This is a genomic window from Mesorhizobium sp. Cs1299R1N3 (genome assembly GCF_037179625.1).
In the GTDB taxonomy this organism is placed as follows: Bacteria; Pseudomonadota; Alphaproteobacteria; order Rhizobiales; family Rhizobiaceae; genus Mesorhizobium; species Mesorhizobium salmacidum.
On the sequence record NZ_JAPYKQ010000021.1, the window covers coordinates 1 to 14191 of the forward strand.

Below are 14191 nucleotides of genomic sequence, written 5' to 3' on the forward strand. Positions count from 1 at the left end.
GAAACGCACCGTCGAGGACACGTGGCGCCACATCGGACATCTCGTCGAAACCATCGAGGCAGCCGAATGTAAGAACTACTTCGAAAACGCAGGATACGCTTCCGTCAAAACGTGAAAGGCTCTAGCGATTGCGCCGATCTCACGCAGCAACATTCCGGCCGGCTGTCGCGAACTGACATCCGCGGACGGCTTTGGCGATATCGATTCATCGAATGTGGTGATGCACCGCAATCCGAATGCGTCAGGCGAGGCGATCGACGGCATGCAGGAGGCGATCCGCGAGGCGTTCTCCAACGGGCAAGGTCAGTCTCTCACATCCTCATAGAAGGTCAGGCGGTTGCCGAACGGGTCGGCGACCGTGATCTCCTTCGTCTTCCAAGGCGTCTGCTCCAACCCCGGCCTGGCAAAGCGGTACTTCCTGGCGGTCAACTCATGGTGCAGCCCCGCGATGTCCGCCGTCTCGATCCGGATGTGAGAGCCCGGCGCGCCGTCGCCATGATGTTCGCTCAGATGCAAGATACAGCCGTCGCGGGAAACGCCTGTGTAGAGCGGCGCGTTGTCGTCGAAGCGGTGTTCGAACTGCACTTCGAAACCGAGAAAGCCGAGATAGAATTCATGCGCCTTGGCGATGTCGAAGATGCGCAGGATGGGGGTAGTCGCACCGAGTTTTGGCATGGTGTTGCAGCCGTTCGATAGGGTTTTCGGGTGGGGTGGAGGTCGGACAGCAATCCCTACTTCAGCTCCAGCAGCCGTTCCAGATAGCTGCGCTCGATATCCGGGCTGAGCGCGTTGCCGAGCCGCTTGCGGATCGCTTCCAGGATCTGGCGGGCGCGCTGCACGTCGATCTCGTCGGGCACTTTCACCGAATCGCCGAAATCAGGACCCTGGCTGGCGCGCGGCCGGCCGAGCGGGTCGCGGTCGGCGTCCTGCTGACGACCGCCTTGCTGGCTGCCGCCCTGGTCGCCCTGCATGGCCTGCATCTGCTTCATCATGTCCTTGGCGCCCTTGCGCAGCGCCTCGAGGGCCCGGCCCTGGTGGCCGACCGCCTCGTCGCCCTGGCCTTCGCCAAGCGCCTGCTCGGCGCTGCCCATGGACTTGCCAGCCTCGCCAAATCCTTCATTGGGCTCCATGCCCATGCCTTCGAGGCCCTTCTTCAGCTGCTCGAGATCGCTTTTCAGCTGGCCCTGGCCTTCCTGCAACTGCTTCAGCGCATCGGCGAATTCCTGCGGCGTCATCGGCTTCGGCCTGGCAAGCGGATCGCGGTCCTGCCCAACGCTTGGCTTGTCCTGGTCCTCGCCGCCGCCCTGGCCAAGCTGCTCGTCGCGGTTCTCGCCACGCTGGCGCTCGCCGCGCTGCATCTGGTCCATGCGGAACGTGTCGTTCATCATCTCCTGCTGGCGCCGCAGGATCTCGCCGAGCTTGTCCATCTGCTGGCGCATCTGGCTGTCCTGCTCACCGCCCTGCTGCTGGCGGCCGGCCTGGAGGTTGTTCATCATGTCCTGCAGCTGCGACAGCAATTGCTGCGCCTTGTCGCGATCGCCCGACTTGGCCAGGTTCTCGATCTGGTCCATCATGCGGTCGATATCGCTCTGCCGCAGTTCCTGGCCGTTCTGCTGCATTTGCGGCGCGTTCGGGTTCTGCTTGGCGCGTTCGGCGAATTCCTGCAGGAACTGGTTCATCGCCTCGCGCAGTTCCTTCATCGCCTTCTCGATCTCGGCGTCGCTGGCGCCGTTCTTGATGGCGTCCTGCAGCGCCTGCTGCGCTTGGCGCAGCCGCTTTTCGGCGGCAGACAGGTTGCCCTCCTCGATGCCGAGCGCGATCTCCCAGAGATAGGCGACCTCGCTGCGCAGCTGATCGTCGTTCCCGGCCAGTTTCAACCGGCTCATCGCGCTCATGATGGCGAGGTAGTGGGACATGTTGTCGAACGTGTCTTCGGGCCGCAGCGTGATGGCGTCCATCAGGTCGAGCACGCGCGGCTTGGCATTGGCATCGAGTGCGAGCAGGCGGCGCTGTTCGATCACGGCGCGCGCCAGCGGGTTGGCGAACGGCCGCTCGGGCATCACCAGCGTCTTTGTCTCGCTGGACGCGGTGTGTCCGGCGTCGTCGGTGGCGACCAGCGTCAGCTTGATGCTGCCGCCGGCCCAGACATGCTCTGTCAGATCCTTCGTGGTGCGGGCGGCATTCGCCTTGCCGCCGCGGCGCGGCAGCGTCAGCGGCATGTCAGGCGGACCATAGAGCGGATGCGCATCTGGCGCCTGCGGATCGGCCAGCGCGAACACCGCCTTGGCGGTGGCGGCGCCGTAGTCGTCGTCGATCTGGTAGTTGAGCTCGAAGGCGCCGTTGGCGGCGCGCTTGGGCTCGCCGACGAAGCGGATCTGAGGCGGCTTGTCCGGCAGCACGGCAAAGGCCCAGCGGGCAAGCTGGTCGTCGCCCGACTTCAGAGTCAGCGTGCCGTCGCCGGTCAGCTTGCCGATGAACTGGCGTATCTTCGAGGATGAGGCGGGGGCCGGCACCGCCGGGCTTGCCGCCGGCTTGGCGACGGCTTGCGGGTCGATAGCGCGCGCGTTGCCATCCTTGTCGGCATAGGCAAGCGTTTCCTCGCCCGATCCACCGGTCACACGCAGTGAGACATCGCTGCCTTCCGGAATGGTGAAGGTCGGCGTCGCCTGGTTGGCATCAGCGGTCAAGAAGATCGGCGGCTTGCCGGTATAGGCCGGCGGCGTCACCCAGGCGTCGATGCGCGGCGGCACGGTGTCGAGTGTGCCGTGTCCGCTGAAACCGTCTGCTATCCTGCCGCCGGTCGGCCCGAAGGAGAAGGCGAAGGCGATGACCAGCAGGAGCGCCGCCGCGGCGCGAAGTGCCCACGGATCGCGCTCCGGCACGCGCGCGCGCGGCAGGTCGGCGCCCAGACTGCCGAGCTTCCCAGCCATGCGCTTCTGGTGCTCGCGCCAGAGCGCCTGCGAGAAACTGCTTTCCTGGCCGCTGGGCCGGTCGCTCTGCACCTGTACCGGGCTGTGCAGCAATCTGTTGGCGGCCTCGATGCGGCGATCGACCTCGGTGGCGCCAGGCATGCGGAAAAAGCGCAGCGGATAAAGCGCGGCCAGCCCTGCCAGGCCGAAAACGGCGATAAGGCCGATGCGCGCCACATCCGGCAGCCGAGGGAAAATACCGAACCAGGAGACGCTGAGGAACAGGCTGGCAATAACCGTGAGCGGGAGCAGCAGCGGCCAGCCGCGCTCGACGGTCATCGCGACACGCGTCGCCAGCCGGCTCAAGGCAAGGCGTCCGGCCAGGCCGCGATCGTTGCTGAAGATGGGTCGTTGCGTCATCGGCCCTTCCTAGAGCCTGTTCCGCCTGAAAGGACCGGAATGGGGCTCTATCTCTTTGAGCATGATCTGTTCCGAAAACCGGACTCCACTTTTCGGGATCATGCTGCCAGGCGGGGCGGGATAGCCCAAGCCTCACGACTCGAAGAATACCAGCAAACACGGCAAAGGCGAGGCAGTTTGAGAAAACGTGAAGCCTGCCGAATTGGTTGCAATCAGAAATTGGCAGGGTTCGCGTTGGCGCCACAGACCAGCACGGCGATCCGTTCGCCCGGCGCCGGCGCGTAGCGGCCGGACAGGATCGCGGCGAAGGCGGCGGCACCACCTGGTTCCGAGATGATGCGCACGCTGTTCCAGAGCGCCTTCTGGGCGGCGATGATGTCGTCGTCGCTGACCAGGATGGAGCGTTCCACGAAGGCTTCGGCGATCGGGAACATCATTTCGCCGACGCGCTTCGGCGCCAGCGAATCGGCGGCGATACCTTCGGCCGGCGCGTCGACCGGATGGCCGGCCTCGAAGGCGCGATGAAGCGTCGGCGCGCCCTCGGGCTCGACGGCGACGATGCGGATGCGGCCGGCGTACCAGGCGGCGACGCCGCCGATCAGGCCGCCACCGCCGACGGCAACCAGCAGCGTGTCGATCTCAGGCAGATCGTTTTCGATCTCAAGCCCGAGAGTGCCCTGGCCGATCAGCGTTTCCTCCTGGTTGAAGGCGTGGATCTGCAAGGCGCCGGTTTCCTCAGCGAAACGTTCGCTGGCGGCCAGCGCCTCGGCATAGCGGGCGCCGCCGACGACGAGGTCGGCGCCATAGCCGCGAATGCGGTCGAGCTTGGCCTGCGGGCTCACTTCGGGAACGAAGATGGTCGCCTTGTGGCCAAGCCGCATGGCGGCATAGGCGACAGCGGCGCCATGATTGCCGCCCGACGCGGCGACGACGCCGGCCTCGGGAACCGGTCGCTCCAGAAGGTTGGTGAAAGCACCGCGCGCCTTGAACGAGCCGGAATGCTGCAGGCATTCGAGCTTGAGGTCGACCGCCAATGGCGGCCGGTCGAAGTCGGCCATGTCGACGCGCAGAACCGGCGTGTGCCTGATATAGGGGCGGATGCGCGGTTCCATCGCGGCGATGCGTTCGCGTGTGACGGTGTTGTCCTGCGACATCAAGATCTCCTCGGGATTGACAGTAATTAGTAACTTGGCAAAATGGCTAAATGCAAGAGGTTGATGTCTTCAAGGCGATCGCCAACGGACGCAGGCTGCAGATTCTCGACTGGCTCAAGGATCCGCGTGCGCATTTCCGGGCACAGGCGGATGGCGATCTGGTCGAGGACGGCGTCTGCGCGCTGCTGATCGCCGAGAAGCTCGGCATCACGCAGGCGACGCTTTCCGAGCATATGCGTATGCTTACCCAGGCCGGCCTGCTCAGAACCAAGCGCATCAAGCAATGGACCTTCTACCGCCGCGACGAGGACAGGATCGCCGACGCAAGGGCGCTCATCCAGAACCGGCTATAGCGTCACGGCCAGGCGGCTTTTATGCAAGCCAGTCTGGCACCGAATCAAGCCCGATCAGTTCCTCATAGGTCAACCGCGGACGCACGACGTGGAAACGGTCGCCGTCGACCAGCACCTCCGGCACCAGCAGGCGGGTGTTGTAGGTGCCGGCCTGGACCGCGCCATAGGCGCCGGCGGTGGAAACGGCAACGAGATCGCCCGCCTTCAGCCGGGGCAGGTCGCGATCGAGCCCGAGATAGTCACCGGTCTCGCAGACCTGGCCGACCACGTCGACCATCATGCGCGGCGTGTCGGCCGGCGGCTGCACGACCGGCTTGATCTCATGAAAGGCATCGTAGAGCGTCGGCCGGATCAGGTCGTTCATGGCGGCGTCGACGACGAGGAAGTTCCTGGCGTCGCCTTCCTTCACGAAAATCACTTCCGAGACCAGGATGCCGGCATTGCCGACGATCAATCGGCCTGGCTCGAACATCACCTTCAGACCCAACTTGGTGACATGCTTGCGGACGATCTGGGCATAGGCGTCGGGCAAGGGGGGCGGGTTGTTGTCGACGCGGTAGGGAATGCCGAGGCCGCCGCCGAGGTCGATATGCTCGATGGCGTGGCCGTCGCCGCGCAGCGCACCGACCAGGTCGACCAGCAGGGCGAAGGCATCGTCGAACGGCTGCAGTTCCGTGATCTGGCTGCCGATATGGGTATCAATGCCGGTGATCTTGATGCCGGGAAGCATTGCCGCTCGGGCATAGACCTGGCGCGCACGCTGCCACGGAATGCCGAACTTGTTCTCGGCCTTGCCGGTTGAGATCTTCTTGTGGGTCCTGGCGTCGACATCGGGATTGATGCGCAGCGAGACCGGCGCCATCTTGCCGAGAGCCGAGGCGCGGGCCGACAGGAGTTCGAGTTCCGGCTCGGATTCGACGTTGAAGCAGAGAATGCCGGCTTCGAGCGCAAAGTCCATTTCACGCGCCGTCTTGCCGACACCGGAGAACAGGATCTTGCTGGGCGGGACGCCGGCGGCCAGTGCCCGGCGCAATTCGCCTTCCGAGACCACGTCGGCGCCGGCGCCGAGCTTGGCCAGGGTCCGCAGCACGGCCTGGTTGGAATTGGCCTTCATCGCGTAGCAGACCAGCGTGTCGAGCCCGGCAAAGGCCTTGACGAAGACACGGTAGTGCCTGGTCAGGGTCGCCGTCGAATAACAGTAGAACGGCGTGCCGACCTGCGCGGCGATATCAGGGATCGCCACGTCCTCGGCATGCAGCACGCCGTCGCGGTAGTCGAAATGGTTCACGAGAGTGGTTCCGGAAGTTGGGGCACGATGCGATCGGGTTTGGAAAGACCAATCCCGCCTTCATCGGAGCTAGATCAGCGGGTCGAGGATGAACTTCTTGTCCACGACCGGTTTTTCCGGTTCCGGCGGCACGGGCTGGTGGGCCTTCTCGGCATCCTTGCGTGCCTGGACGGCCGCCTCGTAGGGCGTGTCGAGACCGGCCTTGCGGCCGCAGGCGGTCACGAAGGCAAGCGCCGCAAGCAGCGTCAGCGTTACCAAAATCCTGCTTCCGGTCATCGATCCATCCGTCCGAAACGTTTGCCAGCCGCCGCTTTTAGCCGAGTTCTCGGCGCATTGCACCCCGGATATTGCTGGTCGCAATATCCGGCATCACGCCTTGGCGATGCGCTTTTTCCAGGCGCGTATCTGCTTCCGCACTTCCGATGGCGCGGTGCCGCCGAAGCTGGTGCGGCTCTTGACCGAGTTCTGCACCGCCAGCACCGAGAATATGTCCGCCGTGATGCCTGGGTTGATCGATTGCAGATCCTCCAGCGAAAGCTTCTCCAGGCTAACCTTCTTGTCTTCGGCCAGCGCGACCGCGCGGCCGGTGACGTGATGCGCCTCGCGGAACGGCAAGCCCAAAGTGCGCACCAGCCAGTCGGCGAGGTCGGTGGCGGTGGCGTGACCGGAGCCGGCAGCCTTCTTCATCGCGGCGGCATTGACTGTCATGTCCGAGACCATGCCGGTCATCGCGGCAAGCATCAGGTCGAGCGTCTCGGCGGCATCGAACACCGATTCCTTATCTTCCTGCATGTCCTTGCCATAGGTCAAAGGCATGCCCTTCATCACCGTCAGCAGGCCGACCAGATGGCCGTTGACGCGGCCGGTCTTGCCGCGCACGAGTTCGGCGGCGTCGGGGTTCTTTTTCTGCGGCATGATCGAGGATCCGGTGGAAAAGCTGTCCGACAGCCTGATGAAGCCGAATTGCGTCGTCGACCAGATGATGATTTCCTCCGCCAGCCGCGACAGGTGCGTGGCGCAGATCGCGGCCATGGCGAGGAACTCCAGCGCGAAATCGCGGTCGGAGACGCTGTCCAGCGAATTGCGCATCGGCTCGCGGAAACCGAGCGCCCTGGCGGTCTGATGGCGGTCGATCGGGAAGCTGGTGCCGGCAAGGGCCGCGGCACCGAGCGGGCTCTCGTCCATGCGTTCGATGGCGTCGCGCACGCGTGACAGGTCGCGCGCGAACATCTCGACATAGGCCATGCAGTGATGGCCGAAGGTTACCGGCTGCGCCGCCTGCATATGGGTGAAGCCCGGCATGACGGTCGCCGCATGTTCCTCGGCTCGCGCCAGGAGGGCCATGATCAAGCCTCTCAACGCCTCGGCGACACGAAAGCATTCGTCCTTGACCCAGAGCCGCAGATCGACAGCCACCTGGTCGTTGCGCGAGCGGGCAGTGTGCAGCCGGCCGGCCGCCGACCCGATAAGGTCCGCGAGGCGGGCCTCGACGTTCATGTGGATGTCTTCCAGCCGCGTCGAAAACTCAAAGCTGCCGGCTTCGATCTCTTTCAGGATCGTGTTCAGCCCGTGAGCGATTTTTTCTTGATCGGCCGCCGAAATAATGCCCGTTTGCGCCAGCATCTCGCTATGGGCGATCGAGCCTCTTATGTCCTGCGCATAGAGTTTGCGGTCGAACGAGATCGACGCGTTGATCGCTTCCATGATCGCGGCCGGACCCGAGGCAAATCGTCCGCCCCACATCTGGTTGCTGGTCTTCTTGTCGCTCATGGCTATAAAACCCGTGCTACGGAGCAGTTTGAGAAAATGGCAGACGGAAACAGATTTTTCCCGGCCCCGCGCCTGATCCTCGCCGCCCTGGTGGCGGGAGCGCTGGCCGGCGCGGTCGCGGTATATGTCAGCGAGAGCCGGTCTGGCAACAACGCCGCGCCCCAAGTAGCCGCAAGCGACAGCAAGGACGACGTCGCCTGCGCCGCCAAGAGCGACCGCGCCAAGAAGATCGCGGCCGCGGCCACCGGCGAGGTCGCGGCACTTTTGCCGGCCGATCCGCCGCAGTCGATGAGGAGCCTCGCCTTCAACGGCCCGGACGGCAAGCCGATGACGATCGCCGACCATGGCGGCAAGACGGTGCTGCTCAATCTGTGGGCCACATGGTGCGCGCCATGCCGTGCCGAAATGCCGGCGCTCGATGCGCTGCAAAAGGAGAAAGGCAGCGACGCCTTTCAGGTCGTCGCTGTCAACGTCGATGCCGGCGACGATGTGAAGCCGAAGAAGTTTCTCGCCGATACCGGTGTGCACACGCTCGGCTACTACCGGGATTCGACGATGACGCTGTTCAACGACCTCAAGGCGCGCGGTCTGGCGCTCGGCTTGCCCGTCACCATGCTGATCGATGGCGAAGGCTGCCTGATCGCCCATATGAACGGCCCGGCCGAATGGTCGGGGCCCGACGCCAAGCGGTTGGTAGACACGGCGCTCGGGTCGTGAGCAATCAGGCCGAGCGCACGCTCGGCTTGAGCAATATGAGGCTGACATCGTGGCGGTCGGTGCGCATCGCAATGCGCTTGCCGTGGCCGGCGGTCAGGTCTCGTCAGCTGCTCCACCCGCATTTCATCATCCCTTTAGCCGGATAACCATGACGACCTTTACGTCCTCGAGAGCCGCCCTAGCTACCTAAGGCGCCGGTATGACGTTTTCATGCCGGCGCCACCGCCGAGGGGGAGGAAAGACCAGCTGTCCACAGGCCCGGGAGGCCACAACAGAACTGTCACATACCTTCTCTAAGAGAGCGGGCAAGGACTTGCGCAAGACCCTTGTCAACAGTCATTCAAGAGGGAAGAAACCATGACGATCATCAAGCGGGGCCTCGCTGCCCTTGCCGCAGGCGCGCTCAGCACCGCGCTGGCGGTTCCTGCCTTTGCGGAGCCGGTGAAATTCGACTTCTGGTTCGGCCTGTCGGGCGACCTCGCCCGCGTCGTCGACACGCTGTGCAAGAACTTCAACGCCTCGCAGAAGGATTATGAAGTCGTCTGCACCAGCCAGGGCAATTACGACGCCACGCTGCAGAACACCATCGCCGCCTTCCGCGCCGGCAAACAGCCCGCCGTCGTGCAGGTCTACGACGTCGGCACCGCCACGATGATGCTGTCGGGCGCCTACAAGCCCGCCGACAAGCTGATGGAAGAAAACGGCTACAAGATCGACTACGCCGACTATTTCCCAGGCATCGCCCGCTACTACGCGACCTCGAAGGGCGAGATGCTGTCCTTCCCGTTCAATTCCTCGACCGCGCTGATGTACTGGAACAAGGACGCCTTCGCCAAGATCGGCAAGACCGAGGCGCCCAAGACCTGGGAAGACGTCGGCGCCGACCTGCAGGCGATGAAGGACGCCGGCTATGAATGCCCGATGGCGATCAACATCTCGGCCAATGAAAGCTGGCAGCTGATGGAGCAGTTCTCGGCCATCCACAACCAGCCGATCGCCACCAAGAACAACGGCTATGACGGTCTCGACGCGCGTCTGGAAGTCAACAAGACCAAGTTCGTCCAGTACGTCACCGATCTCAAGAAATGGTACGATGCCGGCCTGATCAAGATCAAGTCCAAGGATCTCGGCCAGGATATGGTCCAGGCCTTCGCCTCAGGCACCTGCCAGGTGATCATGACCTCGGTCGGCGATCACGGCACGGTCGGCAAGACGCAGAAGGAAGGCATGAAGTGGGATGTCGCCGAACTGCCGGCCTATGCCGGTACCGAGCGCAAGAATTCGCTGGTCGGCGGCGCTTCGCTGTGGGTGCTCTCCGGCAAGTCGGACGCTGAGTACAAGGGCGCGGCCGCGTTCCTTAACTTCATCCACGACCCCAAGACCGCTTTGTTCTGGTCGACCAACACCGGCTACATCCCAGTGACCAAGTCGGGCTTCGACTACATGAAGTCCACCGGCTTCTACGACAAGGCGCCCTACAAGGGCCGTGAAGTCGCCATCGCCAGCCTGACCGCGTCGGAGCCGACCGAAATCACCCGTGGTATACGCCTGGGCAACTTCACCCAGATCCGCGCCGAGTTCGGCACACAGATGCAGGCGATCTTCGCCAACAAGGTCAGCGTGCAGCAGGGCCTCGACACGCTGGTCAAGAATGGCGACGCCATCCTCGACCGCTTCCAGCAGACCTATCCGGGCAAGACCCTGCCCTGATTTCGAAGATTGCCGAGGCCGCCCGCCGAAATTCGACGGGCGGCCGTTTCGTATATAATCTTATCTTGCTTTGGGCTGGCCGTTCCGCGGCCACGGCGGACCGATGGAAAAACGCGTTACCTTCAGCAGTTGGACAATCGGCATCCTTTTCGCGGTGCCGCAGCTCCTCCTGATCTTCACGTTCTTCTACTGGCCTGCCGGCCAGGCCGTATACTGGTCGCTGACGCTGCAACAGCCCTGGGGCGGCGGCAACATCTGGGTCGGGCTCGACAATTTCCGCTCGATCCTGGCCAACGCCGATTACTGGAACTCGATCACCGCCAGCCTTGTCTTTGCCGGCATCAGCACTGGGCTTGCAATGTTCGTCGCGCTTGTGCTCGCCGCGCTCACCGACCGCCAGCTTGCCGGCTCGCGTCTCTATCGCGTGGTGCTGATCTGGCCTTACGGTATCGCCGCACCGGCTCTGGCGATGGCGTTTCGTTTCATCCTGGCGCCGGAAGCCGGCTTCATGGCCGTGGTCAACCAAGTCTGGCCCGGCTTCTGGGATCCCGGGCTCGATGGCGCTGATGCCATGGCCTCGATCATCATCGCCTTCTCGTGGAAATATGTCGGCTACAATTTCATCTTCTTCCTCGCCGCGTTCCAGGCCATCCCGCGCTCCCTCATCGAAGCCGCCGCGATGGACGGCTCCGGCGTCATGAGGCGTTTCTGGGACATCCAGTTCCCGCTGATCACGCCGACAATCTTCTTCCTGCTGGTCATCAACATCACGGAGAGCTTCCAGGATTCATTCGGCATCGTCGACATCATGACGTCGGGCGGCCCGGCGAACGCCACCAATCTGATGGTCTACAAGATCTATTCCGATGGCTTCAAAGGCCTCGACTATTCGGGCGCCGCCGCGCAGAGCATCATTTTGATGCTGCTCATCGTGGTGCTGACCATTTTCCAGTTCCGCTTCATCGAGCGGCGCGTGCACTACAGGTGAGACTGATATGGTCGAGCGCACCCCGTTCCTCAATTTCTTCACGCATCTGATCCTGTTTGTCGGCTTTGTACTTTGCATCGCCCCGTTCGTGGTTGTGGCCGTGGCCGCGTCGCACAATCTCAGGGATGTCAACGACGTGCCGATGTCGCTGCTGCCGGGCAGCGACTTTTGGACAAACATCAAGACGGCTTGGACGACGGCCGACCTTGGCCCCAAGCTGCTCAACAGTTTCATCATGGCTGCCGGCGTCGCGGCCGGCAAAGTGATCATCTCGGCGCTGACCGCCTTCTCGATCGTCTATTTCCGCTATCCCGGCCGCACCTTCATCTTCTGGCTGATCTTCGTGACGCTGATGCTGCCGCTGGAAGTGCGCATCGTGCCGACCTACGCGGTCGTCGCCAATGTGCTGTCGCCCTACCAGACCATCCTCGACATCACCGGGCTGAGCTGGCTGGTCGAGAAGGTCTCGGGCGTGCAGGTTTCGCTCAGCCTAGGGCTACTCAATTCCTATACCGGACTGATCCTGCCGTTGATCGCCACCGCCACCGGCACCTTCCTCTACCGGCAGTTCTTCCTGACCGTGCCGGACGAGCTGACCGAGGCGGCGCGTATGGACGGTGCCGGCGCGCTGCGTTTCTTCATCGATATCCTGCTGCCATTGTCGCGCAACAACATGGCGGCACTCGGCACCATCATGTTCCTGTGGGCCTGGAACCAGTATCTGTGGCCGCTGCTCATCACCACCGACCAGTCGCACGCGACGGCCGTCACCGAGCTTAAGCAGCTCATCCCCAATGTCGGCGGCATTCCGGAATGGAACATCGCCATGGCAGGAACGCTTATCGTCATGCTGCCGCCGCTGATCGTGGTGGTGCTCATGCAACGCTGGTTCGTGCGCGGCCTGATCGCCACCGAGAAGTAACAAGGAGACAAAAAATGGCCTCCATCGCAATACGCGGCGTCAAGAAGAACTATGCCAAGACGCAGGTCGTGCATGGCGTCGATCTCGACTTCGCCTCTGGCGAATTCGTCGTCATTCTCGGGCCGTCCGGCTGCGGCAAGTCCACGCTGCTCAGGATGATCGCCGGGCTGGAAGAGATTTCCGACGGTACGATCGCCATCGACGGCATGGTGGTCAACAAGCTCGAGCCGCGCGAGCGCGGCTGCGCCATGGTGTTCCAGAACTACGCGCTCTATCCGCATATGAGCGTGGCCCAGAACATCGGCTATTCGCTCAAGGTCGCCGGTGTTCCCGCGGCCGAGCGCAACCAGCGCATCCAGGCGGTTGCGCGCACGCTGGAGCTCGAGCAGCTGCTCGATCGCAAGCCGATGGCGCTTTCGGGTGGCCAGAGGCAGCGCGTCGCCATGGGCCGCGCCATGATCCGCGAGCCGAAAGTCTTCCTGTTCGACGAGCCGCTGTCCAATCTCGACGCCAAGCTGCGCGTCCAGATGCGCTCGGAGATCCGCAAGCTGCATCGCCGGCTGAATGCCACCTCCGTCTTCGTCACCCACGATCAGGTCGAGGCGATGACGCTGGCCGACCGGCTGGTGGTGATGAATGGCGGACGGGTCGAACAGGTCGGCACGCCAGGTGAAATCTACACCCGCCCGGCCAGCCGCTTCGTCGCCACCTTCGTCGGCGCGCCGGCCATGAACATCCTTGAAGGCACCGTCGAACTCGACGGGCTGTCGCTGCTCGGCGGCAGCCGGCGCCTGGCCATGGCGCGCGCCGGTCTGCCGGTCGCCACGAAGGTGGCGATGGGCATCCGCCCGGAAGCGGTGCGGCTGGTCGCACCGGGAACGGCCGGCGCGCTCGATGCCACTGTCGATCTCGTCGAGGAACTGGGCGCCGGGCGGGTCATCTATGTCGACCTCGACGGCGCGCCGTTCTCGGTGATGACCTCGGAGGCCGTTCACCCCGAGCCCGGCAGCACCGTCGGCTTGAAGATCTCCCCGGACGACATGCACTTCTTCTCGTCGGAGACAGGCACCCGTCTCGATGTCTTCAAGGCTTCCGTGCCCGAACCGGCGCTTTGATTTCCGAAAACACGCGCAGCCAAAGAGACGCACATGAAAATCATCCAGGTCACCGATGTGCATCTTGGCCGGCAAGGTGAGCGCCGCTATGGGGCGGACCTGCATGAGCGGCTCGATCAGTGCATTGCGCACATCAATGCGAATCACGCCGACGCAGCACTTTGCGTCTTCACCGGCGACCTGACGGAGACCGGCGCGCCGCAGAGCTATGCCGATCTGCGCGGTGCGCTCGGAACGTTGTCGATGCCGTACAGGCTGCTGCCGGGCAACCATGACCGGCGGGCCAATCTCATCGCCGCGTTTCCCGAAGTTCCGGTCGACAAAAACGGCTTCGTGCAGTCCGTCCATGATACCGGCGACGAAGTGCTGTTGTTTCTCGACTGCCTGGCGGAAGGACGCATCGAGGGCGAACTGTGCGACAGCCGGCTTGCCTGGCTCGAAGCCCGGCTCGAACAATCAGGCGGCAGGCCCGCCTACGTTTTCCTGCATCATCCGCCGGTCGCGCTCGGCCTGCCGCAGCTCGATCCGCTGGCGCTCGAACGGCCCGAGCGGTTGCTCGGCCTGCTGCGGGATCATGGCAACGTTCGCCATATTTTCTTCGGCCACGTTCACCGCGATATCGCGGGAACCGTCGCCGGCATTCCGTTCTCGGCGCAGCGGGGCCTGCATGCCCGGTTCGAGCTTGCCCTCGACCGATCGAGCGAGATCGTCGAACAGGCGCCGCCGTCCTACGCCGTCATCCTCATCGACAGCGCCAACGAGTGCGTGGTGGTGCACGGTTGCGATTTTCTCGAGCAATGGCCGATCTATTCAGCGGAAACCGGCGAACGCGTCACGGCGTGAAC

The 14191-nt window shown here is 63.7% G+C and carries 13 protein-coding genes and 2 pseudogenes; 9 read left to right on the forward strand and 6 right to left on the reverse strand.

Annotated features, from left to right (window positions below; genetic code table 11):
• Both O7B34_RS28260 and O7B34_RS28265 read left to right on the forward strand, forming a co-directional pair.
• Positions 1-115, forward strand: a pseudogene (locus tag O7B34_RS28260) (IS630 family transposase); the annotation flags it as partial.
• 6 nt (positions 116-121) lie between these two features.
• A pseudogene (locus O7B34_RS28265) lies at positions 122-325 on the forward strand (LysR family transcriptional regulator); the annotation flags it as partial.
• Here the strand turns inward: O7B34_RS28265 and O7B34_RS28270 are convergent.
• The 3 genes from O7B34_RS28270 to O7B34_RS28280 all read right to left on the reverse strand — a co-directional run bounded on the left by O7B34_RS28270 (position 304) and on the right by O7B34_RS28280 (position 4483).
• Positions 304-675 (reverse strand): glyoxalase superfamily protein, encoded by a 372-nt coding sequence (locus O7B34_RS28270; protein ID WP_140747895.1) that lies wholly within the window; start codon positions 673-675, stop codon positions 304-306. The pseudogene O7B34_RS28265 and the gene O7B34_RS28270 overlap by 22 nt on opposite strands.
• 56 nt (positions 676-731) lie before the next feature.
• Positions 732-3329: a TIGR02302 family protein gene (locus tag O7B34_RS28275; protein WP_337149111.1), complete on the reverse strand. Its 2598-nt coding sequence runs from the start codon at positions 3327-3329 to the stop codon at positions 732-734.
• Between the two features lie 212 nt (positions 3330-3541).
• Complete coding sequence (locus tag O7B34_RS28280) at positions 3542-4483, reverse strand: threonine/serine dehydratase (protein ID WP_337149112.1); 942 nt, start codon at positions 4481-4483, stop codon at positions 3542-3544.
• Between the two features lie 50 nt (positions 4484-4533).
• Between O7B34_RS28280 and O7B34_RS28285 the strand changes: the two genes are divergently transcribed.
• A complete protein-coding gene (locus tag O7B34_RS28285) occupies positions 4534-4836 on the forward strand; it encodes an ArsR/SmtB family transcription factor (RefSeq protein ID WP_337149113.1) in 303 nt (100 codons plus the stop codon).
• Positions 4837-4855: 19 nt separating this feature from the next.
• Here O7B34_RS28285 and lysA read toward each other — a convergent pair whose 3' ends face one another.
• From lysA to argH, 3 genes are all read right to left on the reverse strand, one after another.
• Positions 4856-6124, reverse strand: coding sequence for a diaminopimelate decarboxylase (gene lysA, locus O7B34_RS28290; RefSeq protein ID WP_337149114.1), 1269 nt, complete (start codon positions 6122-6124; stop codon positions 4856-4858).
• A gap of 69 nt (positions 6125-6193) precedes the next feature.
• Entirely contained in the window at positions 6194-6400 is a 207-nt protein-coding gene (locus tag O7B34_RS28295) for a lipoprotein (protein WP_023770782.1), read from the reverse strand.
• A 93-nt stretch (positions 6401-6493) separates the two neighbouring features.
• Positions 6494-7894, reverse strand: coding sequence for an argininosuccinate lyase (gene argH / locus O7B34_RS28300; RefSeq protein ID WP_337149116.1), 1401 nt, complete (start codon positions 7892-7894; stop codon positions 6494-6496).
• A 36-nt stretch (positions 7895-7930) separates the two neighbouring features.
• Here argH and tlpA point away from each other — a divergent pair, with 36 nt between their 5' ends.
• From tlpA to O7B34_RS28330, 6 genes are all read left to right on the forward strand, one after another.
• Positions 7931-8611: a thiol:disulfide interchange protein TlpA gene (gene tlpA, locus O7B34_RS28305; protein ID WP_337149117.1), complete on the forward strand. Its 681-nt coding sequence runs from the start codon at positions 7931-7933 to the stop codon at positions 8609-8611.
• Positions 8612-8968: 357 nt separating this feature from the next.
• Positions 8969-10321: an extracellular solute-binding protein gene (locus O7B34_RS28310; protein ID WP_337105259.1), complete on the forward strand. Its 1353-nt coding sequence runs from the start codon at positions 8969-8971 to the stop codon at positions 10319-10321.
• A 103-nt stretch (positions 10322-10424) separates the two neighbouring features.
• The gene (locus O7B34_RS28315) at positions 10425-11309 is read left to right on the forward strand and encodes a carbohydrate ABC transporter permease (RefSeq protein WP_140503269.1); all 885 of its coding nucleotides are present in this window, start codon (positions 10425-10427) and stop codon (positions 11307-11309) included.
• Between the two features lie 7 nt (positions 11310-11316).
• Positions 11317-12231, forward strand: a complete 915-nt coding sequence (locus O7B34_RS28320; protein ID WP_337149118.1) for an ABC transporter permease subunit — start codon at positions 11317-11319, stop codon at positions 12229-12231.
• A 14-nt stretch (positions 12232-12245) separates the two neighbouring features.
• Complete coding sequence (locus tag O7B34_RS28325) at positions 12246-13346, forward strand: sn-glycerol-3-phosphate import ATP-binding protein UgpC (protein WP_337149119.1); 1101 nt, start codon at positions 12246-12248, stop codon at positions 13344-13346.
• Positions 13347-13379: 33 nt separating this feature from the next.
• On the forward strand, positions 13380-14189 hold the full coding sequence (locus O7B34_RS28330; protein WP_337149120.1) for a phosphodiesterase: 810 nt from the start codon (positions 13380-13382) through the stop codon (positions 14187-14189).
• Positions 14190-14191: the final 2 nt, after the last annotated feature.

Excerpts from the sequence above, each read along its gene's own strand:
- O7B34_RS28270 (WP_140747895.1), bottom strand. The coding sequence starts at position 675 with ATGCCAAAACTCGGTGCGACTACCCCCATCCTGCGCATCTTCGACATC.
- O7B34_RS28275 (WP_337149111.1), bottom strand. The coding sequence starts at position 3,329 with ATGACGCAACGACCCATCTTCAGCAACGATCGCGGCCTGGCCGGACGC.
- O7B34_RS28280 (WP_337149112.1), bottom strand. The coding sequence starts at position 4,483 with ATGTCGCAGGACAACACCGTCACACGCGAACGCATCGCCGCGATGGAA.
- O7B34_RS28285 (WP_337149113.1), top strand. The coding sequence starts at position 4,534 with ATGCAAGAGGTTGATGTCTTCAAGGCGATCGCCAACGGACGCAGGCTG.
- O7B34_RS28295 (WP_023770782.1), bottom strand. The coding sequence starts at position 6,400 with ATGACCGGAAGCAGGATTTTGGTAACGCTGACGCTGCTTGCGGCGCTT.
- argH (WP_337149116.1), bottom strand. The coding sequence starts at position 7,894 with ATGAGCGACAAGAAGACCAGCAACCAGATGTGGGGCGGACGATTTGCC.
- tlpA (WP_337149117.1), top strand. The coding sequence starts at position 7,931 with ATGGCAGACGGAAACAGATTTTTCCCGGCCCCGCGCCTGATCCTCGCC.
- O7B34_RS28310 (WP_337105259.1), top strand. The coding sequence starts at position 8,969 with ATGACGATCATCAAGCGGGGCCTCGCTGCCCTTGCCGCAGGCGCGCTC.
- O7B34_RS28315 (WP_140503269.1), top strand. The coding sequence starts at position 10,425 with ATGGAAAAACGCGTTACCTTCAGCAGTTGGACAATCGGCATCCTTTTC.
- O7B34_RS28320 (WP_337149118.1), top strand. The coding sequence starts at position 11,317 with ATGGTCGAGCGCACCCCGTTCCTCAATTTCTTCACGCATCTGATCCTG.
- O7B34_RS28325 (WP_337149119.1), top strand. The coding sequence starts at position 12,246 with ATGGCCTCCATCGCAATACGCGGCGTCAAGAAGAACTATGCCAAGACG.
- O7B34_RS28330 (WP_337149120.1), top strand. The coding sequence starts at position 13,380 with ATGAAAATCATCCAGGTCACCGATGTGCATCTTGGCCGGCAAGGTGAG.